23 protein-coding genes are annotated in these 25,793 nt (G+C 74.3%); 2 read left to right on the top strand and 21 right to left on the bottom strand.

Annotated elements, in window-relative coordinates:
* Positions 1-170 precede the first annotated feature (170 nt).
* Positions 171-1,610, top strand: coding sequence for a hypothetical protein (locus CHF16_RS35985; RefSeq protein ID WP_143228265.1), 1,440 nt, complete (start codon positions 171-173; stop codon positions 1,608-1,610).
* Between the two features lie 31 nt (positions 1,611-1,641).
* Here the strand turns inward: CHF16_RS35985 and CHF16_RS35980 are convergent, their stop codons facing one another.
* The 11 genes from CHF16_RS35980 to CHF16_RS35930 form a co-directional block, all read right to left on the bottom strand.
* Entirely contained in the window at positions 1,642-2,472 is an 831-nt protein-coding gene (locus tag CHF16_RS35980) for a hypothetical protein (RefSeq protein ID WP_089330660.1), read from the bottom strand.
* 16 nt (positions 2,473-2,488) lie between these two features.
* Entirely contained in the window at positions 2,489-3,790 is a 1,302-nt protein-coding gene (locus tag CHF16_RS35975; protein WP_089330659.1) for an MCE family protein, read from the bottom strand.
* Positions 3,787-4,845 (bottom strand): MlaD family protein, encoded by a 1,059-nt coding sequence (locus tag CHF16_RS35970; protein ID WP_245869748.1) that lies wholly within the window; start codon positions 4,843-4,845, stop codon positions 3,787-3,789. The genes CHF16_RS35975 and CHF16_RS35970 overlap by 4 nt, the downstream gene beginning before the upstream one ends.
* Before the next feature lie 8 nt (positions 4,846-4,853).
* On the bottom strand, positions 4,854-5,897 hold the full coding sequence (locus CHF16_RS35965) for an MCE family protein (RefSeq protein ID WP_089330657.1): 1,044 nt from the start codon (positions 5,895-5,897) through the stop codon (positions 4,854-4,856).
* Positions 5,894-6,925: an MCE family protein gene (locus CHF16_RS35960; protein WP_089330656.1), complete on the bottom strand. Its 1,032-nt coding sequence runs from the start codon at positions 6,923-6,925 to the stop codon at positions 5,894-5,896. Before CHF16_RS35960 ends, CHF16_RS35965 begins: the two co-directional genes overlap by 4 nt.
* A complete protein-coding gene (locus tag CHF16_RS35955) occupies positions 6,916-7,986 on the bottom strand; it encodes an MCE family protein (RefSeq protein WP_089330655.1) in 1,071 nt (356 codons plus the stop codon). The genes CHF16_RS35960 and CHF16_RS35955 overlap by 10 nt, the downstream gene beginning before the upstream one ends.
* Before the next feature lies 1 nt (position 7,987).
* Positions 7,988-9,016: an MlaD family protein gene (locus tag CHF16_RS35950; RefSeq protein ID WP_089330654.1), complete on the bottom strand. Its 1,029-nt coding sequence runs from the start codon at positions 9,014-9,016 to the stop codon at positions 7,988-7,990.
* On the bottom strand, positions 9,013-9,876 hold the full coding sequence (locus CHF16_RS35945) for an ABC transporter permease (RefSeq protein ID WP_245869747.1): 864 nt from the start codon (positions 9,874-9,876) through the stop codon (positions 9,013-9,015). Before CHF16_RS35945 ends, CHF16_RS35950 begins: the two co-directional genes overlap by 4 nt.
* Positions 9,876-10,661 carry an MlaE family ABC transporter permease gene (locus CHF16_RS35940; RefSeq protein WP_089330653.1) on the bottom strand — a complete coding sequence of 262 codons (786 nt, stop codon included), beginning with the start codon at positions 10,659-10,661 and terminating at the stop codon, positions 9,876-9,878. Before CHF16_RS35940 ends, CHF16_RS35945 begins: the two co-directional genes overlap by 1 nt.
* 353 nt (positions 10,662-11,014) lie before the next feature.
* The gene (locus CHF16_RS35935) at positions 11,015-11,665 is read right to left on the bottom strand and encodes a nitroreductase family protein (protein WP_089330652.1); all 651 of its coding nucleotides are present in this window, start codon (positions 11,663-11,665) and stop codon (positions 11,015-11,017) included.
* A gap of 48 nt (positions 11,666-11,713) precedes the next feature.
* Complete coding sequence (locus tag CHF16_RS35930) at positions 11,714-12,241, bottom strand: VOC family protein (RefSeq protein WP_089330651.1); 528 nt, start codon at positions 12,239-12,241, stop codon at positions 11,714-11,716.
* A gap of 212 nt (positions 12,242-12,453) precedes the next feature.
* On the opposite strand from CHF16_RS35930, the gene CHF16_RS35925 reads away from it, so the two are divergent.
* Positions 12,454-13,650 carry an acyltransferase family protein gene (locus tag CHF16_RS35925; protein ID WP_245869746.1) on the top strand — a complete coding sequence of 399 codons (1,197 nt, stop codon included), beginning with the start codon at positions 12,454-12,456 and terminating at the stop codon, positions 13,648-13,650.
* Positions 13,651-13,731: 81 nt separating this feature from the next.
* Here the strand turns inward: CHF16_RS35925 and CHF16_RS35920 are convergent, their stop codons facing one another.
* The 10 genes from CHF16_RS35920 to CHF16_RS35875 form a co-directional block, all read right to left on the bottom strand.
* A complete protein-coding gene (locus CHF16_RS35920) occupies positions 13,732-14,424 on the bottom strand; it encodes a vWA domain-containing protein (protein ID WP_089330649.1) in 693 nt (230 codons plus the stop codon).
* Between the two features lie 34 nt (positions 14,425-14,458).
* Positions 14,459-15,631, bottom strand: a complete 1,173-nt coding sequence (locus tag CHF16_RS35915; protein WP_089330648.1) for a hypothetical protein — start codon at positions 15,629-15,631, stop codon at positions 14,459-14,461.
* A complete protein-coding gene (locus CHF16_RS35910) occupies positions 15,628-16,458 on the bottom strand; it encodes a protein phosphatase 2C domain-containing protein (RefSeq protein WP_089330647.1) in 831 nt (276 codons plus the stop codon). The genes CHF16_RS35915 and CHF16_RS35910 overlap by 4 nt, the downstream gene beginning before the upstream one ends.
* Before the next feature lie 116 nt (positions 16,459-16,574).
* The gene (locus CHF16_RS35905; protein ID WP_143228264.1) at positions 16,575-17,861 is read right to left on the bottom strand and encodes a hypothetical protein; all 1,287 of its coding nucleotides are present in this window, start codon (positions 17,859-17,861) and stop codon (positions 16,575-16,577) included.
* 5 nt (positions 17,862-17,866) lie between these two features.
* Complete coding sequence (locus CHF16_RS35900; protein WP_089330645.1) at positions 17,867-20,089, bottom strand: hypothetical protein; 2,223 nt, start codon at positions 20,087-20,089, stop codon at positions 17,867-17,869.
* The gene (locus tag CHF16_RS35895; protein WP_089330644.1) at positions 20,086-20,892 is read right to left on the bottom strand and encodes a hypothetical protein; all 807 of its coding nucleotides are present in this window, start codon (positions 20,890-20,892) and stop codon (positions 20,086-20,088) included. Before CHF16_RS35895 ends, CHF16_RS35900 begins: the two co-directional genes overlap by 4 nt.
* Positions 20,889-23,219, bottom strand: coding sequence for a hypothetical protein (locus tag CHF16_RS40685; protein WP_089330643.1), 2,331 nt, complete (start codon positions 23,217-23,219; stop codon positions 20,889-20,891). The genes CHF16_RS35895 and CHF16_RS40685 overlap by 4 nt, the downstream gene beginning before the upstream one ends.
* Positions 23,216-24,121, bottom strand: coding sequence for a hypothetical protein (locus CHF16_RS35885; protein WP_089330642.1), 906 nt, complete (start codon positions 24,119-24,121; stop codon positions 23,216-23,218). The genes CHF16_RS40685 and CHF16_RS35885 overlap by 4 nt, the downstream gene beginning before the upstream one ends.
* The gene (locus tag CHF16_RS35880; protein ID WP_089330641.1) at positions 24,118-24,981 is read right to left on the bottom strand and encodes a hypothetical protein; all 864 of its coding nucleotides are present in this window, start codon (positions 24,979-24,981) and stop codon (positions 24,118-24,120) included. The genes CHF16_RS35885 and CHF16_RS35880 overlap by 4 nt, the downstream gene beginning before the upstream one ends.
* On the bottom strand, positions 24,978-25,790 hold the full coding sequence (locus tag CHF16_RS35875) for a hypothetical protein (protein ID WP_143228263.1): 813 nt from the start codon (positions 25,788-25,790) through the stop codon (positions 24,978-24,980). The genes CHF16_RS35880 and CHF16_RS35875 overlap by 4 nt, the downstream gene beginning before the upstream one ends.
* Positions 25,791-25,793 lie beyond the last annotated feature (3 nt).

Below are 25,793 nucleotides of genomic sequence, written 5' to 3'. Positions count from 1 at the left end.
AGGTTCTTCTTCGTCGATGAACCCATCTACCGGAGACCTCACTACTTAGAGATCACGACACACCGTCACACACCCGACTTCGAGACACGCCCTAGACCTCACGATTCCGCGGGCCGTCCATGGGGATTTCCCCCTGTTCACGCGGACGCCGATCAAGGATCATGAGGCGCATGGCCCGGTTCCGGCGCGATGCCGCACTCGCCCCATTTCCACGAGATCTTCTGGACCAGGCCGTGCGCGCGCTGCTGGACGCCGCGGAGCAGGCACCGGTCACCAAGGACGGGCTCCGGTTCGGGGACGAGGTCATCGACGACCTGAGGCTGGTGGAGGGCAGGCACCTCGCCGCCGGAGCCCGCTACACCGGCGAGACGGACGAGCTCTCCCTCGATGTGCGCGTCCTCGCCTGGAACAGGGTCGGCGAGTCGCGGATCGAGGCCGCGATCGTCTCCGAAGGCCACACGGTCAACCTGCGGATAGGTCTGCGGATGGCCGCCCGGCGGCTCGACTCCGTCCGCGTCTCGGGCGACTACCAGGGGCCGAAGCCGTTCCGCGGGCTGCGTCGCGCGCGGTGGGAGGGCGAGTTGCGGGTCGACGAGTGGTGGTCCGGGTCCCGGGAGAAGGCGGCTCCCGTCTCCGTCCGGGTGGTCCATCCGTTCGCCGGCGCCGAGCTGCGGATCGCCCGCCGCAAGGACAAGCGGGGACGCTGGACCGTCCGGACGACGGCGCGGCTCACCGGGCGGTCCCTCGCCCGGCCGTTCGCGGCGGTCGGGCTGGTCATCGCGCGAGCGCAGATCCGGCGCGCGCTGGACGAGGGCATCGCCGACGTCGTGACCGCATGGAACAAGGAAATGCCCGGCATCGTGAAGCACGGCCTGCGGGACCGGCTCGATTTCGAGCACCGGGTGACGCTCAAGGCCGTTTCGCGCGAATGGGTCGAGGAGTATGCGGCGACCCTCCATCAGGGAATCGAGGGATTGCCCTTCTCCCGGGGACGGCTCGTCAAGCGGGAGGCGGGCGCCTTCAGCGTCCGGCTTCTGAAGGGCAAGCACATCGGGCCCGGCGCGCGGTACCGCGTCGCCTTCGTCCCGGAGGACGAGATCGAGCCGCTCGACGTGCACGTGGCGGCGTGGGACCGCGACGGCGCGAACCGCGTCGAGTTCGGCACCCCGGACGGCGGGCAGGCGGCCTGGATCGAGACCGACGGCGCCCGCAAGCCCACCGCCGTCCGCGCCGGGTTCGCCGGGGCGTTCGAGGGATACTCGCAGGTCACAGCGGCGGCCGAGGCCGGCCTCGGGCGCTGGTGGGGCGGCACCCCGGCGCCGCTCCTCACCGGCCGCGCCGAGAACCCGGCGGGCGAGGCGGCCCTGACCGTCACCCGGGTCGCGGACGGCGACGGGCAATGGACGGTGGACGTCACCGCCACCGTCGAAGGCCGTGGCTGGGGGCGGCACCTAGTCCCGGTCGCCGGGTTGCTGCTCGGGCCCGCGCTGAGGAGTTCGTTCGCCCAGAGCGCGGACGCCTACGCCGAGAAATGGAACGGCGCGGTCGGCGAGGCCGGCACCGGGACGGAGGCGGCGGACGGCGCCCTCCAGGCCGTCCTCGACCGCTGACCCATCGCCCCGGTCCCGCCCCGGCTCCGGGTCAGTTGCTCGGCTTCGGCGTCGGGACGGCCTTGCCGGGGTCCTGCTGGTTGCCGTCCGGGTCGGTCATGCTCTCGTTGGCCGCGCCGACCGAGGTGACGTCGGTGACCTTCCACTCCCCGCCGCGCCGGACCAGCCGCATGTCGAGGTAGGAGCCGAGGACCCGGCGGGTGCCCGCGGTGCTGTGCACCTCGGAGTCCATGACGACGACCGCCTTGGCCGTCCCCGACTCGATCTCACCGAGGTACACGGTCCGGACGGTCGCCGTCGCGTCCGCCTTCAGCTTGGTGATGACGCCTTCGAGCCCGCCGGTGAACGCCTCGTCGTAGGTCTTCGCGAAGTCGTCGGACGCCAGCGACAGGACGTGGTTCCGGGCGTCCCGCAGCTTGGTGTGGTCATAGCTGAGCAGCGCCTGCCCGAACTCGGCGGCGCTGGCCCTGACCTGCGTGCGCTCAGCGTCCCGCTGTGCCGCCTGGTCGGCCTCGTGCCACTGAAGCCCGGCGGTGACGGCCGACCCGACGACCGCCACCGCGACCGTCGCCCGCACCGGCCACGCCTTCCCGGGCACCCGCCGCCACCACGCCGCCCGGCCGGTCTCGCCGGCACCCCCGTCCTTCGTGACGGCCACCTTCCCGGCGGGCTCCTCCTCGGCGGGCTTCTTTTCGGCGGGCTCCTTTTCGGCCTTCGCCTTCTCCGGCTCGCCGGCCTCGGCCTTGTCCTCGGCCTTGGTCTCCTCGTCGGCCTTGGTCTCCTCGTCGGCCGCCGTGTCCTCGGCGACCTCGGGCTCCGCGGTCTCGGCGTCGTCCTTCGGACGGGTGTCGGTCTTGCTCACGAGGTCCTCCAGGGGCCTATCGGGAACGGCGGCGCAGGGCGACGCGGAGGGTGTTGAGGACGGCGGCGACGACGATGAGGCCGCCGAGCACGGGAGGCAGGAGCGGCAGCCAGCGGGTGTCCCGCTGCTCCCCGCTCGCGTTCACCGGACGCAGGTCGCCGTCCGGGGAGGTGCCGGCGGGCGCGCCGGACCCCGCGTCGCCGCGGCCCGCCCCGGGGGTCGGCTTGATCTTCGAGGCGGCCTGCGCGGCCTCCTGGCCCACCGGCCCGTTCGCCTTGCACAGGGTGAGGTTCGGCGCCTTGGGCTTCGGCGTCGGGGTGGTGTACTCGGTCGCCGCCTTGGCCGGTCCGGTGAGCGTGATGACGGGCGTGACCCGCAGGTACTTGCCGCTCGCCTCGGTCGCGGTGATGTCGGAGACGAGCGCCTGCAGCGTCGGGACGAGCCGCAGCACGTGGGTGATCTTCCGCTGGTTGGCGGGCGTCATCAGCGGCGCGGTGGGCGTCGCGGCGGCGGTGAGCAGGCAGTCCAGGCCGGGCCGGGCGTCCTGCAGCAGCGCGTGCAGGTTCTTCATGGCGCCGGGCCCCTTGGCGAGGACGCTGTCGAGGTCGCGGCTCGACTGCCGCAGGGACGCGGTGAGCAGCGCGAGGTCGTCGACGCCGGAGGCGATGTCGCCGCGGTGGGCGGTGAGCGTCGCGGTGAGGCGGGTGAGCTCGCGCGACAGCGCGTCCAGCGTGCCGGCGTCGGCGGCGAGGGTGCCGGTCAGCCGGTGCGCGTCGGAGATCATGTCGTGCAGGTCGGTGCCGCGCCCTTCGAGACCGGTGGCCAGTTCGTGCACGAGCGTCCGGGTGTCGCGCGGGTCGACGGCGTCGAGGGTGCGGCTGAGGCCGTCGAACAGCTGCTTGTAGTCGGTGGTCCCGGCGGTGCGGGCGACCGGGATGTGGTCGCCGGCCTTGAGCGTCCGGGTTCCGGCGGACGTGCCCGCCGCCGGGGTCAGCTCGATGTACGGCTCGCCGATCGCCGACTTGCGCAGCACCCGCGCTCTCACGTCGGCGGGGACGCGGGCGTCCCGGTCGAGGTTGAGGCCGACGGCGACGTGGTCGCCGCGCAGCTTGACGGTCCCGACCTCGCCGACGCGGACGCCGAGGTGCGTGACCTCCAGGTCGCCGTGCAGGCCGGGCGAGGACGCGAAGTCGGCGGTGACGGTGAAGGGACGTTCGAGCGCCTCGATGTGGATGACGCTGCGGACCGCCCAGACCGCGAGGACGGCGCCTAGCAGCGCGAAGAACACGAGGTTGACGGCGACGCGGGGAAACTTCATGGGCGCGGCCCCAGCAATCCTTGGAGGTTCTGCCGTTTGCCGGACGCGCCGGCGGACGCCCCGGACGCACCGGTCGTGCCGGTCGTGCCGGTCGTGCCCGTCTTCCCGGCCGTTCCGGTCGTGGCGGCACCGGGATGCGGCAGGAAGCCCTTGATCCACAGGAACAGGAGCGCCTGGCCGCTGGACGACACCGACGGCCCGTTGAGGAAGTTCAGCACGGTCCCGGCCAGGGTCTTCAGCTCGTCGCGGCCGCGCAGCGCGGCGGCGAGCAGCTCGTCCGCGCGCTTCAGCAGGGTCGCGAGCCGCGCCGCGTGGCGCTTCTGCACCTTGGCGTTCACCGAGGTGGCGAGCTTCAGCAGCGCCTGGATGGTGCGCTTGAGGTTGTCGCGGTCGGCCTGGAGCCGCTGGGTGGCGAGCTCGACGTTGCCGGGCAGCCGCTCGAGGTCCTTCTGGCCCTTGCTGAGGGACCGCCCGAGCCGCCCGAGCGAGTCGAGGGCGCGGCCCAGGTCGGCGCTGGCGGCGGCGTACTGGTCGCCGACGTCGGCCGCGCGGGAGATGAGCGTGTTGAGCTGCTTTCCCTTGCCGCCGAGCGCGGTCGCGGACTCGGCGCTGATGGTGGCGATGTCCTGGCCGCCGAGGGCGGCGAGCAGCGGCCCGACCTTCTCGCTGATCTGCTCCAGGTCGGGCTGGACGCCGGTGTTCGCGATCGTGGCGCCGGACGCCAGGAACGGGCCGGTGTCCAGCCGCGCCCCGGCCGGCAGGTTCAGCCGCACGTAGTTCTCGCCGAGCAGCGACGACTTGGCGATCGTCGCCGTCGTCCCGGACGGGACGCGCTCGCGCAGCGACATGGTGACGCGGGCGCGGTAGCCGTCCAGCCTGATGCCGGTGACGGTGCCGACGCGGATGTCGGCGACCTGGACGCTGTGCCCGACGACGAGGCTCTGCACGTCGTCGAACGTGGCGTTGAGGGTCACGTCGCCGCGCGGCGCGCCGATCGTCTGCAGCGAGCAGCCTCCCGCCGCGACGACCAGGACGGACGCGAGAAGACAGACCATGAATGCTCTCATCCCCGTCCTCCCGCGGGCGGCCGGCAGTCGGCGAGCGCCGGCTGTCCTTCGAGGCACGGAATGTTCCCCCAGCCCATCGCGGTGAAGAGCGGCTGGAGCCAGGTCCGGACGGTGCCGTGGACGACGAGCCGGATGGTGGCGACGTGGTTGCGCTTGTCCCACGCCTGGACGGCGACGTCGGCGAACCGGCCGAGGCTGTCGATGGCCTGGGTGAGCCCGGCGACGTTGCCCTTGAGGCTGAGCACGATGTTGGACAGGTCCGCGACCGTGGACGGCAGCGTCTCCCGGTAGGTGGTGATCAGCACGTCGCTCTTGCGGATCGCGGCGGCGAGCCCGGCGACAAAGTCGCGCAACCGGGTGCGCTCGTCGGCGAGCGTCCGGCTCGTGGTGGAGAAGGACCGCAGCAGGTCCGACAGCTTGCGGTCGCGGCCGTTGAGGTCGGCGGCGAGGCTGTGCAGGCCCTTCGCCAGCGACGCGATCTTCTCGTCCTGCGCGGCGAGGTCGCCGGTCAGCTCGGACGTGTCGTGCAGCGCGTCGTTGATGCCCTGCCCCCGGCCGCGCACGGACCCGGCGGCCCGGTGGATCGCCGGGCCGAGCGCGCCCGCGTCGATCGAGTTGTTGAGCTTGGCGAACGCGGCGAGCGCGTCGTCGATCTCCACCGGCAGCTCGGTGCGCTCCTGCGGGACGACCGCCCCGGGCTCGGCCTCCGGCATGCCGGGCTTCCACACCGGGTGCAGGCTGATGAACCGCTCGCCGAGCGCGTCGGAGGAGTCGATCGCCGCGTGGACCCCGGCGGGGACGGGCACGGACCGCTTCACCGCGATGTCGACGCGCACCCGGTGCTTCTCGTCCTTGATCGAAGTGATCGTCCCCGCGTCGGCGCCCATCACCTTCACCTGCGACTCCTCGTAGAGGGAGGGCGCCTTCGCGAAGTAGATCGTCATCGGGTAGGTCGGCTCGGAGGCGATGCCGCAGCCGCCGAGCGCCGCGGTCAGCGCGAGCACGGCGGCCGCCGCGACCGGGCGTGCGCGGCGGCTCATGGGCGGGCTCCCTTCGGTGCGATGCGGGCGAGGTCGGCAAGGTCCTTCGGCGACAGCGGGCCGAGCCCGGTCGCGACGACCTCCAGCCACGGCCCTCGCCCACCGGTGCCGGACAGCCCGGACAGCGTGGGCCCGGCCCAGGCGAGCAGCTCGTTGAAGTCGCCGGTCGCGGGGCGCAGGGTGCCGAGCGTGCCGCGCAGGTCGGCGACCAGGGTCAGCAGCTTCGCCTGCCGGTCGTCGATCAGCTTGGTGAGGGCGGCGACCGTCCGGTTCCCGGACCCGAGGAACGCCGCCAGCTCGGTGCGGCGCTGGCGCAGCTCGTCCAGCATGGCCTGGACGTTGGTGAGCAGCCGGGACAGCTCGGCGTCCTTGGCGTCCGCGAGCTTGAGGATCCGGTCGCCGCTGTCGAGCAGCTTCTTGATCTGCGGGTCGGACTCGTTCACCGCCTCGGCGAGGCCGGCGAGGTTGGTCAGCGCCCGGCCGAGCCGGCCGCGGTCCTCCTCGCCGATCCCGTTCAGCTCCGCCACGATCTTGTTGATGGCCTTGGTGTCGAGCTTGGACACCGTCCGGGTGGACGCGTCCAGCACGTCGTTGATCGTCGTCGGGACCTGGGTGCGGTCCAGCGGGATGCGGCGCCTGCCCTCGGGCACGTCCGCCAGGTGCGGGTTCGCGACCGGGCCGGACAGCCGCAGGTACCGGCCGCCGAGCACGTTCGCGACCTTGATCTCGGCGCGGGTGTTCGGGCCGAGGTCGACGTCGCCGTCGACCTTCCAGGTCACGACGACGTGCCCCTTGCGGTGGTCGGGGCGGACGGAGGCGACCTCGCCGACGCGGACGCCCGCGACCCGGACCTCGTCGCCGGAGCGCAGCCCGCCGGTCGCGGCGAACACCCCGGTGACGGTGTAGCGGTCCTTGAACAGGCCGCGCGTCCCGACCAGGTACACCGAGACGACCAGCGCGACCAGCGTGCCCGCCGACACCAGCCCGACCGCGATCCGGTTCCGGTCCCGGAAGGACTTCAGTGCCATCGGCCACCCCCGACCATCAGGTTCTCCAGTTCCTTGGGCGTGTCGATGCCGGCGGCGCCCTCGCGGGGGCCGGGCAGGCGCGTCGGGTACGGGCAGGGCGGCGCGGCGAGCGAGAGGCAGGGGATCGCGGCCTCCACGTACCCGCCGTTGTCGGCGGCGGCGAAGATGTGCCGGAGCTTCGGCGTCACCGACCGCAGGACCTGCAGCAGCGTGCCGTCGTTGCGGTTCACCCCGGCCGAGAACGCCGACAGCCGGTCCACGACCCGGCCGAGCTCGCGCTCGTTGCCCGCGAGCAGCGCGTCGGAGGTCCGGGCGAGGGCGGCGAGCTGCACGAGGGTGTCGTCGATCAGCTTGCGGTTGCCGGAGAACGCGCCGCTCAGGCTGACGAGGTCGTCGACCGCGGAGCCGATCTGCTTGTCGCGCCGCGCGATGATGCCGGTGACGGTCGCGTAGTCGGCCAGCATCTGCCGCAGCAGTTCGCGCCGCTTGGCGATCGTCGCCGACAGCGTGTCGATGTCGGCGATCAGCCGGTCGATGTTGCCGGCGTTCCCGTCGAGCGCCTCCGACAGCGACACGAGGACGGTGTTGACCTGCTTCGGGTCCAGCGCGCGGACGAGCGGCCCGAGCTGGTCGAGCAGGGCGCTGCCGTCCACGGCCGACCGCGTCCGGGTGATGCGCGCGCCGTCCCGCATCCGGGCGGCGCTCTTGCCCGGGACCAGGTAGACGACGCGGCGGCCCATGGCGTCGCGCCAGCGGATCGCGGCCTCGCTGTCGGCGGGGACGCGCACCGCGTCGCGGACGGTGAGCTTCACGCGGGCCTTGCCGTCGACGACCTTCACCTCGTCGACCTGGCCGACCGGCGCCCCGGCGATCTTCACCTGGTCGCCCTTCATCAGCCCGCTGGCGTCGTCGAAGGTCGCGGTGAGGTGCCAGCCGCCGGCGGTGTCGACGCGGGCGATCTGCATGCCGATGGCGGTGGTGAGGACGCCGGTGACGGTGACGAACGCGGTGAGCCGGGCGACGAGGCCGATGCGGGCGCGGCGCGACAGGGTGGACGCCATGTCACCGCCCTCCCCGCGTGCCGCCGTAGGGACCGCACAGGCCGAGGATCAGCCCGCACGGGTCCGTCGGCAGGTACCCCTGCGTGCGGATGTAGTTCTTGCCGCCGGGGCCCTTCAAGTTGGTCAGCTCCCCGTAGAGGGGCAGCAGCTTGTTCCCCGTGCGGACGGCGTCGCCGACGAGTCCGAGCTGCGCGTAGATGATGCGCGCCGTCCGCTCCGACGAGCGGAACGCCTGGCCGAGCTGCCCGCCGCGCTCGTCGAACCCGTGCGAGACCAGCAGCGACACGTCCGTCAGGCCGTCGGCGAAGCCCGCCAGCCGGCCGCGGCCCTGCGCCGCCGTGCCGATCAGCGCGTTCGCGTCGCCGGAGATGCCGACCAGTTCGTCGCCCTTGTCCGACAGCGCGCCGGACAGGTCGGCGGTGTCGCCGATGAAGCGGCGGGCGTTGGCGCGGTTCTTGTAGGCGACCGACAGCAGGATGCCGGTCTGGTCGATGGTCTGCCGCAGCCGCGCGCCCTGCCCGTGCAGGCCGGTCGCGGCGGTGTGCACGATCGTGCCGACCTCCTCGGCGTCGATCGCGCCGAGCCCGGCGTCGGCGCGGGCGAGCAGGTCCGACAGGTCGCGCGGGTCAGAGGTCCGCGCGATGCGGGCGCCGGACGCGAGGAAGGGGCCGGTGTCGGCGTGCGCGCCGGGCACTAGGGCGACGAACTTCGGCCCGAACGCCGACGCGGGCTCGATGGACGCGCTGACGGTGTCGGGGACCCGCGTCCCCGCGTCCAGCCGCAGCGCGACCCGGGCCCGGCCGCCGCCGGTCAGCTCGACGCCGTCCACGGAGCCGACCGTCACCCCGCGGATCTTCACCGGGGTGCCGGTGCCGAGGCCCTGCCCGGCGCGGCCGAACTCCGCGGCCAGCACCGTGCCGGGGTCGCGGCCCGGCCGGGCGACCAGCACGTACAGCAGGCCCGCCAGCACGGCGAGCGTGACCGCGCTGATCAGCAGCCGGCGCGGCAGCGGGATCTCCTCGTTGATCATCCGGTGAGCCTCACGGTCGCGCCGTTGCCCCAGAAGACGTAGGACAGCAGCAGGTTCAGGACGACGATCACGATGATGGACAGCCGGATCGCGCGGCCCGCGGCGCGGCCCACCCCGGCCGGTCCGCCGGTCGCGTAGAAGCCGTAGTAGCAGTGGATGGTGATCACCGCGAAGGCGAATACCGCGACCTTGATCGCGCTGTAGACGAGGTCGATGGTCGGCAGGTACATCCGGAAGTAGTAGTCGTAGACGCCGGGCGCCAGGTCGAAGAAGCTCGTGCTGATCAGCCGGGTGGAGAAGAAGCTCGCGAACAGCGCGATCAGGTAGAGCGGCACGAGCGCGATGAGCGCGGCGACGACGCGGGTGCACACCAGGTACGCGAACGACCCGATGCCCATGACCTCCAGGGCGTCGATCTCCTCGGAGATCCGCATCGCGCCGAGCTCGGCGGTGAACGCCGACCCGCACTGCGCGGCGAGCGCGACCGCCGCGATGACCGGCGTGATCTCTCGCACATTGGCGAACGACCCGACGAGGCCCATGAAGGACTGCGCGCCGATCGACTCCAGCCCGGTGTAGCCCTGGAGCCCCACCTCGGTGCCGACGAAGAACGCCATCGTGAAGATGACGAAGATCATGCCGCCGCCGACGACGCTGGCGCCGACGCCCACGACCACGTCGCTGACGTGCCGGGCGATGGTCTTGGTGTACTTGCGGCGCAGGATCAGGTCGCGCACCGAGTACAGCAGGATGCGGTAGACGAACACCGGCCATTGGGCCAGGTCGCCAGAGCGCTGGAGCGCGGCCGTGCCCGCCTGCGCGGCGCGCGGCGCGATCCGCTCCATCACGGGAAGGGCCATCAGATCCTCGGCGGGAACGCGACGAAGTACACCGTCGTGATCACATAGTTGAGGGCGAACACGAGCATGAACGCGACGACGATCGCGCGGTTGACGGCGCGGCCGACGCCGACCGGGCTGGCCGCGCAGCTCATCCCCATGTAGCAGGCGACCACGGCCGCGATGACGCCGAACAGCCAGGACTTCAGCAGCGTGACGACCAGGTCGGACGTCTGGAGCAGCGACACCGCGCCGTCGAAGTAGGCGCCGGGGGTGACGTCCTGGAGCAGCACGTTGAACACGAAGCCGCCGGCCGCGCCCGCGACGATGACGAGCGAGGCGAGCAGCGTGGAGACCAGGCTCGCCGCCCACAGCCGGGGCGTGACGAGCCGGTGCACCGGGTTGACCGCCATCGCCTCCATCGCCGACAGCTCGTCGCGGATGCGGCGGGCGCCCATGTCGGCGGTCATCGCCGACCCGCCCGCACCCGCGATGATCAGCGCGGCGGCGATCGGCGCGACCTCGCGGACCAGCCCGACGACGACCGCGCCGCCGGTCGCCGACTGCGCGCCGAGCTGCGCGGCGAGCTGCCCGACCTGCAGCGCGACCGTCGCGCCGAGCGGCAGCGACACGAGGATCACCGGGATGCTCGTGACCCGGGCGAGGAACCACGCCTGCTCGGCGAACTCCCAGGCCCAGGTGCGCACGTCCCAGGTGCGGCGGACGGCCTCCAGGGCGATGACGAACAGCTCGCCGACCTCGCCCAGCAGGCCGTGGACGCGGCGCGGCAGTTGGATGGCGGACAAGGCCGGTGTCACCTCCTCGCCGGCTGCGGGCTCGCCGGAAGCGGGCTCGTCGAGGGCGAGGTCGGGCGCGAGGTCGGGCGCGGGGGACCCGGCAGGCCCCGCGTGCGTCTGGCGCGAAGACGTCGGTCACGCGGGGCCGCCGGAGACGGGGTGGGCATGCGTCGTCCCATCACTGGTCGTCGAAGATCTCGGCGGGGGGCGGCTGCTTCGGCATCCCCTCCGCCGCAGGGCCCCCTGCTGTGCCACCGCACACTAGAACAACTATTGGCAGGGTGGCAATAACCTATTGGCGATCCGCCAATAAGTGTCCCCAGGTCGCCCGCCGAGCCGGCGTTTTCGACGACGCGGCCGCTCTACCAGCGGTCGATGTGGAGGACCTCCTCCAGCGGGACGCGCGGCGCCGGGCGGAAGGTGTCGCCCGTGTAGAAGGCCGTCGGGAGCAGCGCGCCCTGCCGCACGTCCGCGGGCAGGCCGAGCACTTCGGCGACCTCCCGCTCGTACACCAGGTGCAGCGACGTCCAGGCGGTGCCGAGCCCGCGGGCGCGGGCGGCGAGCGCGTAGCTCCACGCGGCGGGCAGCAGCGAGCCCCACAGGCCCGCCTGGTTGCCGCCGGGCAGCTCGCCGCCCTCCACCCGCAGGCACGGGAGCACCAGGACGGGCACCTCGCCCATCCGCTCGGCCAGGTAGGCCGCGCTGTCACCGACGCGGCGCTGCACCTCGGCGCGGTCCGGGTCGTCCTTGTAGAGCGAGTCCGCCGACGCCTTGGACGCGGCGTAGGCGGCGAACGAGCGCCGGTAGTACTCGCCGATCGCCCTCCGCTGCTCGGGGTCGGTCACGACGACCCACTGCCAGCCCTGGCGGTTGCTTCCGCTCGGTGCCTGCAGCGCGATCTCCAGGCACTCGCGGACGAGGTCGAGGGGCACGGGCCGGTCGAGGTCGAGGCGCTTGCGCACGGTGCGGGTGGTGGTGAGCAGTTCGTCCGGGCTCAGCGGCAGTGTCGTCATGCGCCCATCGTGCCCCAGCCGCCCCACATCAGTCGGTGCCGCCGGCCCTCACTCGGTGTCCACCACCGGGTTCAGGAACACCTCCTTGGCCTCCTGGGGGCTGATGCCGTCGCGCCCGGTGAGGTCGTTGCGCGGGTCGGTGAAGCGGAACCGGTAGCCGCGCGGCGGCAGGTGGCCGATCTCCCACCAGTTGCCGTCGAGGTCCTTGAGGTAGAACGAGTAGACGCCGTGCTGGCGGACGGGCTTGTTCAGCTCCTTCACGCCGTAGTCGTCGCTCACCTCGGCGATGCGCGCGTACGCCTCGTCCACGTCCTCGTCGCTGCCGACGTCGATCCCGTTGTGGTAGAGCAGCGGCATGTCGGGCCGGTCCGGCTTGGACTCCACGCACACGTAGGCGTGGTCGCCGCCGAGCCGGACGTAGAGTGCCGCCATCATCGGCTGGACGACGTCCAGGCCGAGCACTTCCTCGTAGAAACGGCGGGTCGCCGCCACATCAGTGATCTTGAGCGTGCCATGGGACAGGAATCGGGACTTGATCAGCGGTTCGCGGGTCGAGCGGTGCGTGATCGCGGGCATGAATCGCTCCCCTTTCGGCGCCCTTACCGGACGCGCCGGCCACCGGACTCACCTATTTCACGGCAAATAACCGTTTTAGGGAAGTCTGGCCTTCATGTTGCAGTTGAGGGCAGAGCGACTACCCTGTCGGAATGTTTGTCACTTCCGATGATCCTCCCGCTACGTCCAGACTTGGGTGGCTTGACGCGCTCCGGGGCGGGGCGGCTCTGGCGGTGGCACTGCACCACGCGAGCTACGTCTACCTTCCGTCGCTGCGGGTCCGGCTGGCCGACTGGTTCGATCCCGGACTGTTCGGCGTGCTCGTCTTCTTCCTCGTCAGCGGCTACATCATCCCGGCGTCGCTGGAGCGGCGCGGCAGCGTCCGCGGGTTCTGGATCGGCCGCTTCTTCCGCATCTACCCGCTGCTCGCGGTGACCTGCCTGCTCGCCGTCCTGCCGTTCCTGCTGGGCGTCCTGGGACTGCGCGCCGGGCTGGAGCAGTACTCCCCCGCGACCGCGGTCGTGGCGCACCTGACGATGCTGCAGGACCTGCTGAACGTCCCGAACGCGATGAACGTGCTGTGGACGCTCTCCTACGAGATGGCCTTCTACCTGCTGATCGTCGCGCTGTACGTGGTGGGGCGGCACCGCGGGTCCGCGCAGGCCGCCGTCGTCCTCACGGTGGTGGCGCTGGTCGCCGTCACGCTGACGGCGGGCGGCCTGCTGACCGGCGCGTACGCGCCCGCGGCCCTGCTGTCGCGCACCGCCGGGACGGGCCCGGTCGTCGCGGTGACCGCCGCCGCCCTGCTGGTGGCGATCGCGGCGGCGGTTTCGCGGCGGGCCGCCGCCCGCACCCTGGGCGGGCTCCTCGGCGGGCTCGTCGCCCTCGTGCTGATCTGCGTGAACGGCCGCGTCAGCGCGTGGGAGAGCCTCATCCTGCTGGCCACCATGTTCGCCGGCACCGCCGTCCACCGCGCCGAGCACGGCCAGACCACCTGGCGCGCGGGCGCCGTGGCGGGCGGCGCTGTCCTCGCGGGCGCGCTCGCCGCCGGGTTGTGGCACGCCGCCCCCTACGGCCCGAACGCCCAGCTCGTCTGGGCCGGTGCGGCCGTCGCCGCCGCGCTGACGTTCGCGGCGGCGTGGCGGCTGCGGCACCGCCGCTTCCCCGCCTGGGCGACCGGGCTCGGCACCATCAGCTTCTCCGTGTACCTGCTGCACCCGCTGCTGCTGATGGCCGCGGCGCAGTTCATCGGCACGTCCGAGCGCGAGGACGCCGTCGGCCTGTCGCTGTTCGTGCTGGTCCTGGTGGCGGCGAGCTGGGCGTCCCACCGCTGGATCGAGTCCCCCGCCCAGCGCCTCGGCCGCCGCCTCACCCGCGCCACCGCCCTGCCGGAGAAGAAGGCGGCGGTGCCGCACGCCGCCGTGTCCTGAGCCGTGTCCTGAGCCGTGTCCTGAGCCGTGTCCTGAGGCCGTGCCCCGGCCATGCCCCCCGGCCGCGCCGGCGGGCCGGGGTCACTGCTCGACGTACTCCTCGGACAGGGCGCGGTACCCGGCGACGTCGTCCGGCAGCCGCAGCTCGCGGGCCTGCATGGACGCGACCATGCTGCTGAGCATCCCGTTCATCGCCTCCGGCAGCGCCCGCGTGGCGTCGCCGAGGGCCGGGTCCGCCATGTAGGTCTCGACGGTCGACATGGCGCGCAGGACGTCCTCGACGGCGTCCCCGAACCCGAACGAGATGACCCGGGCGTGCCGCCGCCAGTCCGGGTCGACGAGCGCCCGGTGCGGCTCCCGCCAGCCGGTGTCGGGACGGTCGGTCGGCGCCCCGTCGGTCAGCAGGAACACCACCGGCCGCAGCACGCTGTACCCCTTGTCCTGGAGCAGCGGCACGTCGATGTCGATCCGGTCGCGCAGCATCTGGAACAGCGGGCCGAAGTTGGTGCCGCCCTGGCAGCGCAGCACCGGCATCTGCCGCATCCGCGTCAGCTCCGTCATCCGGACGACGAGGTTCGGCGCGGACGAGAACGTGACGATCGACAGGTGCACGAACTCGGCGACGCGCGGATTCAGGTACAGCTCCTTGATGATTTTCGCCAGGGTCTCGTTCAGCAGGGTTTCGTGAACCTGCATCGACTTGGACACGTCGAGCGCGATATAGGTCGGCATGCCCTTGCCGCGGCCGCCCTGCGCGCCTGTTCGCTCGGTCATTTCCGGATGTCCTCCTAATGGTCGGATCGGTATGTCAGAAAAGGGCGGACGCGAGGCCGGCCAGCGCCAGCAGGGCCAGCACGCCGAGGCACGCGGCGATCAGCGGCAGGACGTAGCGGTCGAGCCCGCCGGCCGCCGGACCGGCGTCCCGCTCGAACGGGTCGTCCTCGATGGACGGCCGGGAGGCGGCGTGTGAGGAGGTGCGCGCGGCGGTGGGGGCGGCGGTGCGCGCAGGCGGGGCGGCGGGGGGCCGGGTGGGCCCCTCGGAGGGAGGCACGGGCTCGGGCGGCCGCTGCCGCACCGGAGGCGGGGCGGGCCGGGGTGCGGGCCGGGCGTCCAGCTCGCTCTCCAGCAACTCCAGCAGCTCGCCCGAACTGGGCCGCAGCTCCGGCGGGTCGTCGATCGCGCATTTCAGGGCGTCCCCGAACGGCCCGGCGCGCAACCGGCCGCCGAGGGCGTCGAGGGCCGGATGCGGGTCCTGCCCGCGCACCCCCGTCAGCGCGCGCAGCACCGCCACCGCGATCTTGTAGCGGTCGGTGCGGACGGTGAGCCGCTCCCCCGGCCGGACGGCGGGGTCGTCCCAGGAGTTGCACTCCACCCACGCGCGCGACGACAGGCCGCAGCCGTCCATGTCGATGAGGAAGACGCCGCCCGTCCCGCGCGCCCAGAACAGGTTCGCGTACGACCAGTCGCCGTAGACGACGTCGCGGCGCTCCAGCACCGCCCCGACGCGCAGCATGTTCCGCGCGACGAGGACCCGCTCCCGCCGGTCGGGGACGGGCATGTCGCGCGCCTCGTAGAACTCGCGGTCGGACTGGACGAGCTGGTCCAGGCTGAGCGGCATCGGGTCGGACTCCCCGAACGGCGTGCGGACCCGGACGAAGAACTCCGGCGGCGCCTTGGCCATCACGACCCCGACCGTCCGGCCGCCCGACTCGACGCGGCTGACGGGCCAGCACGTCGCCGCGTCCACCACGGCGCGCTCGGCGGGGCTCATCGCGGCCGGCAGCGCGATCAGCCGGTCGAGCACCTCCGCCGGCTCCTCGGGGAAGCCGGGCTTGTAGCGCTTCACCAGCCAGCCGGGATGGCCGGCGCACTCGTACACCATCGTCGACTGGCCGTTCTCCCCGGCGACGCGGGCGCCCTCGGCGGCCACGTCCGGCAGCGGCGTGACCGGCCCGAACGGCCGGTCCGACCACGCCCTCACCGGTCGCACCAGATCACGACGGCGGTGCGGTCGTCGAGCCGCCCGCGGGCGTCGTAGCCGACGTCGGCCACGAACGAGGCGATGTGCGGCGGCCCGGCCCAGCGCTCGGCGAACCACGGCGCGGCGCCGCCGCCGAGCACGTCCCCGATCCCGTCGGTCGCGAGCGCCAGCACCGCGCCGCGCGGCACCGCGACCCGGGCCGTCCGCGTCCGGCCGGGGTGGAAGGGCAGGAACTCGGTCAGCACGTCCTGGTCGAGGCCCTCCTTGCCGGTTCCGGTCAGCCGCGTCCAGCCGTCCTCGGTGCGCAGCCACGCGCTGACGTCCGCCAGCCACGACAGCCAGACCGGGCGGGTCCCGTCCGGCGCGGGCTCCACCGGCACGGCGGCGGCGAGCGCCGCGGCGCGCACGTCGTTCTCCGTCACCTTCTGCTGTGCGGCCATGCCCGACATCTGCCGGGCCGCGTCCAGGAACAGCGCGGGACCGTCCGGGTCGGCGCCGCGGCCGAGGTCGGCGCGCAGCCGCGCGACGAGCGCGGTGGCGGCGACGTTCGCGCCGAGATGGGAGCGGCTGCTGTCGGACATGCCGTCGGCGACGGCCGCCAGCAGGAACCGGCGCGCCGGGTCGCGGCCGAGCCGGTAGGCGTCCTGCCGGTGCTGGGCGGGCTCGGCGCAGCGGTGCCCCGGCCCGACGAGCGAGGCGGCCCGGACGGTCAGCGCCCCGACGGTCACCGCGTCGGCGGCGATGCCGGAGATGGCGGGCTCGTCAGGCAGCCGCCACGGCATCCGGGTCTGCCGGGCGCCGGCGCCGGCCGGGCGCGGGAAGTCCATCTCCGGCCCTCCGGCAGGGGCGGTGCCGTTCGGGGAGGCGGTGCCGTTCGGAAAAGCGGTGCCGTTCGGAAAAGCGGGACCGTTCGGGGAGGCGGGAGGCGCGGAGCGGAAGCGGCTCAGGAGTCCCACGGCATCGGCCTCCAGGACTCCACCCCGTCCTCGGACCGCCCGCGGAGCTGGCCGGGCATGACGTCCTCGTCCTCGTCCGCGCCGGGTCCCGGGGCCCCGGCTCCGGCGGCACCAGCTCCGGCGGCACCGGTTCGGGCGGCACCGGTTCGGGCGGGGGCGGAGTCGTCCGTGCCCCGGTCGACCCGGCCGGGGATCATCGGCAGCTCGGGCGGCGACGGCGCCGGGATCTCCCGGGTGCCGAACAGGTCGGTCCGGCCCTCCGGCTGGAGGACCCCCGTCATCGGGCCGAGCAGCCGCTCCAGCATCTCGTTGACCTGGGCCGGGCGGACGACGTTCGCCGAGATGGCGGCGTTGTACAGCTCGATGACCCGCTGCTCCTTCAGCTGCTCGTGCTCCCGCATGTCGGCGATGAGGGTGCCGACCCGCTCGGGGTCCTGCGCCAGGTAGCGCAGGAACAGGTCGGAGCTGGTGCGGATCGAGCCGCGCAGGTCCTCGACCTCCTCGTTGGTGAGCTGCCGCTCGACCCGCGCGTCCTCGAACCGCTCCTGGCGCCGGCGGGTCCGCTCGTCCGGGACGACCTTGACGTAGCAGCGCCGCACGCCGATGCCCTCCTCGTAGCCGCGGGGCTCGGCGCGCAGCCGGTCGGCGAGCGCCGCCTCCACCCGGGCGACCTGGCCGATCTCGAACTGGTGGCAGACGGCGCGCGCCACGTCCAGCAGCCGGGACCGGACGAGCGCGGCGCCGTCGGTGATGCCGTGGCCCACCACCGCGACCGGGTCGCTCACCGCCCACTCCGCCTCGATCGTCAGCTCGAACCGGGCGAGATCGGTGCGGCTCGGCACCGAGTCGACGAACACGTCCCGGCGCAGCGTCGTGTCGACCTCGACGCGCCACTCGTAGCGCGGGCCGAGGAAGCCGAGCGGGTTGAGCGACCGCCGGCCGGTCAGCTCGACGGGGCGCCCGTCGCGGTCGGAGTACACGTAGGAGCGGCCGGGAGGCGCCGCCGTCCGGGGCGCCGCCCGCGCGGGCAGCCGGGCCACGATCAGCGGCGCGGACGGTTCGGACTCCGCCGGGGCGAACCGCTCGGGGAACGACTCCGGGAGCGGCGGCCCGGCCGGCCGCTGCGGAGGTTGCGGCGGCGGCTGGACGGGCTGCTGGGGCTGGGCCTGCGGCGGGAGCTGCGGAGGCTGCTGCGGGCGGGGGTGCTGCGGGGGCGCCGCGCGATGGTCGCCGCCCCGCCGGCCGCCCTGGCCGTCTTCCCTGTGCTCGGGCATCTGCATCACCTTCCGTTGAGCGCGGTCAGTACGTCACGGGCGCTGCCGGGCGCGTCGCCCTCGGCCCAGCCGCGCGCCGTGTACGCCACGGCGCGGGCGACCGTCCGGTCCGTCGCGATCGCCCTGGCGAGGCGGGCCAGGGTGCGGCGGACGACCGGTGCCTCGTCCGCCGTCCGGGCCCACTCGGTCAGGACCTCGTCGGCGTCCTCCTGCAGGACCGGGTCGTGCAGGGTCTCCCGCCAGAGCGCGGCGATGTCGCGCATGCGGTCGTCGTCGGCCGCGGCGACGTGCAGCAGGCCCGGCCAGTCGAACGCGTCGCCCGGCATCCGGCGGACGAGCTGGCTCGCCGCCACCAGGAACGCCAGCAGCCCGGTGATCCGGCGGTTCTCGTCGTCGTCGTTCGCCCACTTCAGCAGCCGCCGGGGGACGTCCGCGCCGTCCCAGCGGTCCTCCCACATCTCGGTGACGGACTCGCACACCGCCGCGGTGACCGCGACGTCGTCGTCGGTGGCGCGCCGGCCGAGCCAGTCGAGCGCGGCCGAGACGCCGCCCTCGACCGACTCGACCCGCCAGGCGCGGGCCGCGCTGGCGCGCAGCTCGACCGGCGCCTCCGGGTCGGCCCAGACCTTGAGCATCTCCCGCACCGGGGCGCGCAGCGCGGGCCGCTGCGTGACGGTCACGTGCAGCGCGGCGGCCGCGACGGTCCGGTACCGGTAGTCGCCGTCGGCGGCCATCGGCTCGATGACGAGTGTGTTGACCAGGTCGAACGCGTCGGCGGCGAGGAAGCCGAGTGCGACGGCGGTCCGGGTCCGGACGGTCTCCAGCGGGTGCTCGGCGCACCAGCGCAGCCAGCCCAGCAGCCGCGGGCGCTGCTCGTCGAACTCGCTCCAGAAGTAGCCGAGCACCTTGCCCTGCGCGTCCGGGTCGAGGTAGCGGACCACCCGGGTGGGCGCGGTCGCCCCGTCCCTGAGCCGCACCGTGGACGGGACGGTCCGGGCGCCGATCGCGTCCAGCCACCTGCGCCGGGTCGGCCGCAGCGGGGCGTCGAGGCGGCGGAGCGAGTCGCGGTGCGGCTCGCGGGTCTCCAGGTCCTCCTTCAGCCGCATCGCCGCGAGCGCGACCGTCTCGTACGGCTCCCCGTTCAGCACGGCCGTCGCCACCGCCATGCACTGGACGGACAGGCTGCCGAGCCCGGCGAACCACTCGGCGCGCTGCTCCCCGTCGCGCAGCCGCAGCGCCTGCTCGGCGGTGCGGGCCAGCGGCAGCGCGTCGCGGTGCGCCTTGTACAGCTCCTGGGCGACCGCCCGCGCCTGGCCGGGCGGGCCGTCCCCGCCGAGCTGGGCGTCCAGCAGTTCCGGGACGCCCTCCTCGGTGAGCACCGGCCGGGCCCGCCGCCCCAGCCACAGCGTGAGCAGCGCGGTGACGATCTCCCGGCGGTCCCGCACGCGTCCGGCCTGGTGCACCAGCCCGGCCGCGCGGGCGTCGGCGGGCACGCTGTCGACCGTGATGACCAGGCGGGCGCCGGCGTCCTCCAGCAGCCGGGTGACCTTGTCCAGGACGAAGTCGGTGAGGGCGTCCGGCCGCCTCGGCTCCCGGTAGACGTAACCCGCGCCGCGTTCCAGGTCGTCGGCCGTCAGCTCGCCCAGGCCGACGGCGGGGTCCACGCGGAACAGCGCCGTCCCAGCGCCGGCGCCCTGCCCACCGGCGTCCTCCCCCTCGGCCGCCTCCCGGCGGGTCGCATCCTCTCTGCCCGCCGCATCCTCTCTGCCCGCCGCATCCTCCTTGGCGAGCACGTGCAGCAGGCGGCGCGCCGCCGCGTACCGGCCGGTGTCGGGGGCGTCCTGGAGGATCACGATGCGGTGGTCGCGGGCGCGGCGGCACAGCTCGTCGAAGCCGTCGGGGGCGACGAAGGCGTACTCGGTCTCCTCGATGTGCCGCTGCGGCAGCGGCGCGACCGCGGAGCGCCGCCCGCCGGGCGCGGTGAAGGTGTAGTTGTGCTGGTCGCCGCCGATGTACTGCCCCGCCCGCACGAAGCCCGACAGGGCGTCCCGCTCGGTGCCGATGCGGTCCTGGACGGTGCCGCGGCGGCGCTGCTCGTTCAGGACGTCGGTCCGCGACCGCTCGCCGTCACCCGGCTTCGGGTCGCCGCCGGGCTCCTTGTCGGGCTTGTCCCCACCGCGGGCCTCGGGCTGGACGGGCGGCCGCTCGTCCGCTGCCGGATCGCTCATGGACGGCCTCCGTAGTTGTGGTTGTGCTGGTCACCGCGGATGTAGGTGCGCGCGTTGACCATCTCGACGTGGACGGACCCCGGCGGCTGCGCGGGCGGGGTCTGCGCGGGCGGGGGCTCGGGTCGCGGGTTGTCGCCGTGTCCCGAGGGCGGCGCGCTCTCCTCGGAGGCGGCGGCAGAGCGGTCGAGGCCATCGGAGCGGTCGAGGCCGTCGGGGAGGTCGAGGGTGTGCGGGTCGGGGCCGCCGGGGAGCCAGAACCAGCCGTGGCCGTCGCGGCCGCCGTCCAGCCGCTCCACCCGGACGCGCCGCAGCTCCCCCGGTTCCAGCGAGGTCATGCCCGCCTCGACCGAGTCCCGGAAGACCAGCTCGGACACGATCACGCCGAGGGCGGTGTCCGCCCGGTCCAGCGCGGCCCGCAGCGGGCCGCAGCCGCACAGCCGCGTCACCGCGACCGGCGCCGTCCCGCTGAAGCCGTTGGCGACCTCGGCGGCGGGCCCGTGGTGGATCGCGAGCCGCATCCGGGTCCGCGCCCGAGGGGCCGCCAGCCGGTTCCGGCCGCGCAGCTCCCCGTTCAGCTCGCGGACGAACCGTCCCACGAGCACCTCGATGGACACCTCGTGCGGGAGGACCATCAGCAGCCCGTCGCCGCTGCCCTGCTCCGTCCACCGCGCGGCGTCCAGGCCGCTGTTGCGGGCCGCCTCCCGCAGGGACTCCACGAGGTTGCGCTGGAGCAGTTCCTGGACGTTCTGCGGCGCGTCCCCGTAGCCCTGGAGGTCGGCGGCCATGACCGTGCGGTAGCTCATCGGGCCGCCCCACCGCCCGGAGCGACGATGACGCTGTAGACGGTCGTGCCGAGCCCGCGCAGGTGCTGGTCGAGCATGCGGCCGTCGACGCCGAGCAGCCGCCCCACGGCATTGCCCGGATCGTCGCGCTCGTCCGGGTACTTGCGGATCACCGCGTCCACCGCGTGGTCGACCCGCTGGTGCAGCGGCCGCAGCCGGGCGTGGATCTGCGGCAGCGTCATCGTGTCGTCGGCCAGCATGTCCGCGATCCGGGCCAGGAACGCCCGCACGATGTCGTCGAGGAACGCCAGCGCGCCGCGCGCCCGGAGCGTCGGGCCGAAGACGAACTCGCCGATCGCGCCGTACCGGTCGCCGTGGGCCTCGGCCCGGGCCACCGGGAGGCCCCGCGCGTCCGCGTCGAACCGGCTCCGCCAGAACTCCTGCACCCGGGCGTCGGCGATCGCGATGGCCTGGAGCGCCTGCCGGCACAGCCGGTCCGCGGCCTCGAACCTGCCGCGCCGGTCGGCGTCGGTCCAGATCCGCTCACCGGCCGCCGCGCCCGCGTCCGGGAGCGGCGGCGGGGCCGGGGCCGGGACGCGCAGCGCGGCGATCTCGCGGCGCATCTCGAACAGCAGCTCGTACACCCCCTCCCGCTCGCTCACCGCGAGGCGGGAGTGCAGCGTCGCGGCGAGGTCGTCGTGGAAGGTGTCGGAGTCCCAGTGCAGGACGCGGGTGAACGCCCGCTCGAGCTCGCCGGCGAACGTGGCGGCCAGCGGCCCCGCCATCACCAGGACGGCGTCGCGGCCGGGCGCGCCGCGGGCCAGGGCGTTCGCCCGCCGCGTCAGCCGGTTCCGCTCCTCGTCGGACACCACCGGCCCGGCGATGATCAGCGCGCACTCGGCGCCGCCCCGCAACGAGCGGACCCGCAGCTCCGGACTCCACTCCGGCTCCGGCTCCTGCTCCGGCTCCGGCTTCGGCTCCGGCCGGCGGACGCGCTCGACGTAATACCCCAGCTCGGCGCACCGGCCGGCGAGCTTGGTCCGCACATGGTCCGGCGTGTCCGGCGCGCACAGCGACCGGCTCGCCTCGCGGATCTGCCGCGGGCCGATGAGGCCCCCGGCGGAGCGCCGCTCGTAGGCGTGGTGGCACAGGGTGATGGTCCGCCGCGGATGCCCTTCGGTGATCTTCCACAGCTCTTCCACGGCGTCGCCGGTGAACGGGTGCGGATCGTCGCCGCCGGTGCCGCCGGGCTGCGGCGCCCCGGCCCCGCCTGAGTGCCGCGCCTCGGCCCCGCCTGAGTGCCGCGCCTCGGCGATGTACGCCGTGATCTGGCGGGTGGTGAGCCCGGACGGCACGATCCGCGTGAGCACCCGGCCCCGGACGGAGTCCGGGAGCGCCTCCCAGAAGTCGAGCAGCCCGCAGACGGCGAGCAGCGCCCCGGTCTCGGCGGCCCAGCCGATCAGGTCCATCAGCGTCGCGGCGACCTCGGTGAGGCCGTCGCCGCCGCGCGGGCTGATCTGGTGCAGCTCGTCCAGGACGAGCGCCATCCGGCCGCCCGTCCAGGCGCACAGCCGCGACAGCGCGCGCAGTACGCGCAGCGCCCGGTCGTCGCGGTCGACGGGCGGGGTGTGGACGCCTCGGTCGGCGAGCATCCGCGCGTCCGCCTCCGGCCGGTGCTCGACGCCGCACAGCCACCGCCAGGCGGCGGCGCCCGCCGTCGTGTGCCACACCAGGCCGAGCACCGTGGCCAGCTCCGCGTCGCCCTCGGCGATCTCCGTGAGCCGCTCGTGCAGCCGGTGCATCTCGTCAACGGGCAGCTCGTCGGACGCGGCGGGCGGCGGCGCGTCCGGGTCCGCCCCGCTGCCGTGCCACAGCCCGCCGTACAGGTCCCGGACCATCTTCTCGACGGTGCCGAACAGCAGCACCCCGGCGGCGGTGTCGACCGGCCGGATCGGGCCGCCGATACCGGATCCGGGCGATGCCAGCAGCCGCCTGTGCAGGGTCAGGACGGTGTCCCGCGGCTGGCCGGAGACGACCAGCAGGACGGGCCGGGCCGCCGCGCTGCGGAAGAGCTCGTCCAGCAGCCTCCACGCGAGGTGGCTCTTGCCGGTGCCGTACTCGCCGAGGATCGCCGCGACCCGCCCGGACGCGCCCGGGTCGCCGCGCAGGTCGGGGCGGGCGGTGAGGAAGTCGACCGCGAGGCGCCGGACGTCGCGGACGGCGTCGGTCTCCACGTGCACGGTGATGCCGCTGCCGGCGAGCCGCACCTCCGGCACCTTCGGGAACGGGTTGGCCCCCCGGTCGCGGGCCCGGCTCCGGGGCGCGCCGCCGGGTTCCGGCCGGTTCACGGCGCACCGGTCCGGACGGCGGCGGCGAGGTAGTGGTGGACGGCGACCCGCGCGGCCCGCGACTCGATCGCGGCCTCGAACGCCCGGTGGCAGAGCACGTTGAACCAGGTCAGGTTGTTCGGGCTGATGCTGGCGCGCTGCCGCGCCAGCGCCCGGAGCAGCACCGCCGGGTCGAGGTCGAGCAGCGCCCCCAGCCGCTCCGCGCCGCCCAGCCGGGCGTGCAGGAACGCCATCAGCTCCCGGTCGGTGAACGGCTCCAGTGGCACCGCCGTGACCAGCGGCGCGTCCGGGCCGCGCCCGACGATCTCCCGCACCCGGTGCCACTCGGCCTCCTCCCAGTACGGGAACTCGAAGATGTAGACGCTGCCGTTCGCCGCGGCCGCCGCGCGCGCGCAGCCGAGCACCCGCTCGGCGATCGCCTCCGGCCGCAGGCTGGGGTCGGGGCGCGGCAGCCGGGCCGCGAAGGCGCGCCCGTCCAGCGCGCGGCCGAGGTCGCGGTGGGCCTCGACCGGGTCCGGGTCCCACGCCTCGCGCAGGGGGTCGCGCACCGTGTCGCGCAGGGCCGCGCGCAACTCGTCGGGCAGGTCGGCGCCGCGCATGAGCGCCAGGCAGTCCGCCGGCCGGGCGAAATCGGCGGCCGGACGCGCGGACAGGTCGGCCGGTAGGCGGCCCGCCCGCTCGTAGTGGTGCAGGCAGCGGTGGGCCAGCACCGACTTGCCGAGGTTGGGGCGGCCGGCGATGAGGACCACCCCGCCGTCGCTGTCCGGGGGGTCGGGGCGGTCCGCGAACGCGATGTACCCGTCCCGCAGCTCGGGCCCGGGGCAGGACGCCCCGTGCGCGCCAAGGTCGGGGGGACGCGCCGGGAAGGGGTTGTCGGCCAGGGGAGCGGCGCCGGTGCTCATGCCGCCTCCTTCTTGATGCGCATGGCCTGGTCCAGCAGGTGGCCCAGGGTGATCTTGGTGCTCTGCTCGGCGATGACGCGGTCGACCGCCAGCCGCATGAGCCTGCGGAAGCTCGCGGGATGCAGCAGGTCCTTGCCGAGCACGTACTGCAGCCCTTCGGACATCTGGGCGTCCAGGGTGACCCCCGTACCGGGCGGCGCGGCCATCACGGCCTGCGCGTCGGCCAGCAGCTGGTCCGGTGCGACCGGTTCCAGCACGCGGAGCCGCACCTTGGCGTCGCGGTGCCGCTCGACCTCCGCGCGCAGGCGGTCCCAGTCGTCCGGCCAGACCTCCGCGTTGAACTCGTAGACGAACACGTGGTTGCCCGGCCCGGCCGCCATCGCGTACTGGCAGATCTCCCAGGCGAGCAGGTCGCCGGACCCGGTGGTGCCCTGCATGACGCCGGGGAGCCGCACGACCAGCTTCCGGTCGGCGTGGTCCATCACCTTGCGCAGGCCGTCCGCCCACGCCGCGTCGTCGATCTCGGCGTCGGAGACCTCGCCGGGGCGCAGGCCGCCGGTCTGGGCGCGCAGCTTGCCGAGCACCCTGCGGCGGCGGGCGAGGCACCCCTCGAACGGCCCCGCCGGCAGGAGCTCGATCGGGGTCAGCCCCTGCGCCTGGTACTCGTGCAGCAGCCGGTGCCCGTAGACCGACTTGCCGTGGCCGGGCGGCCCCGCGACCAGCACGACGCTGCCCCGGACGTGGTCGAGGGGCAGGGGCGCGGGCGCGTTGGTGAACCGCAGGAAGTCCCGCGGCTGGTAGGGGCAGTCGGCGCCCTTCCAGCACGGTTCGAAGTCGCCGTAGCCGTCGAAAGGGTTCAAGGCCGCCCCTCCACCGCCGGGACGGGCGCGCCGCGCACCGCCTGGCTCAGTGCGTGCTCCAGCCGCCGGACCGCCTCCTCGCTCGCCGCCTTCTGGAACCCCGCGCCGATCAGTTCCCGGTGCGTCCGGTCCAGGAGGCCGCCGAGGTTCCGCCGGTCGGAGTCGCGGAGCCCCGCGCGCAGGATCGCCGCGCCGAGCTCTACCCTCCGGCCTTCCAGAGCCGCCGCGTCCAACGGGTTCTCCCAGGTGCGGGCGAGCCGCACGTCCTGCGCCGCCTTCAGGTACTCGGCCGCCGCCGTGTTGAGCTGGTCGGCGAGGGTCTCGCGCCGCACGGCGCGGGCGGCGGACGCGGACGTCACGGCCGTGAGCAGCCCGCCGAGGACGAGGGTGAACACCGGGTTGGTGAGCACGCGGCGCCACAGCGGCGGGCCGGGCGGCGGGTCCTGCAGCGCCTTCGTCCCGGTCAGCACGGCCAGCGGCGCGCACGCGCGGTCGAACCCGGCCCGATCCCTGCGGCTCCAGGCGTCGGCGGTGAGGGGCGCGCCGGGCCTCCCGTCGCGCATCGGGCGCACCGCCGCGCCGGTGCTGCCGGGCGCCGCCGCGCCGAGGCGCACCGCCACCCGCACCAGCTCCGCCCGCCGCGCGTCCGACAGGCAGTGGACCCGCCGCGCGTCCGCGCGGACCCGGTCACCGGAGCGGTCCTGCCCCAGCTCCCCGAGCAGGACGGCCGCGCCGAGCGCGGCCACCGCGCAGCAGGCGGCGAGCACCCTCCACCGCCTGTTCCACCGCTCTCCGAGCCGTCCGCCCATCGG

This window comes from Actinomadura meyerae (assembly GCF_900188445.1).
Taxonomy (GTDB): domain Bacteria; phylum Actinomycetota; class Actinomycetes; order Streptosporangiales; family Streptosporangiaceae; genus Spirillospora; species Spirillospora meyerae.
The sequence above is the reverse complement of the archived record's forward strand: the minus strand, read 5'-3'. Positions and strand labels throughout refer to the sequence as shown.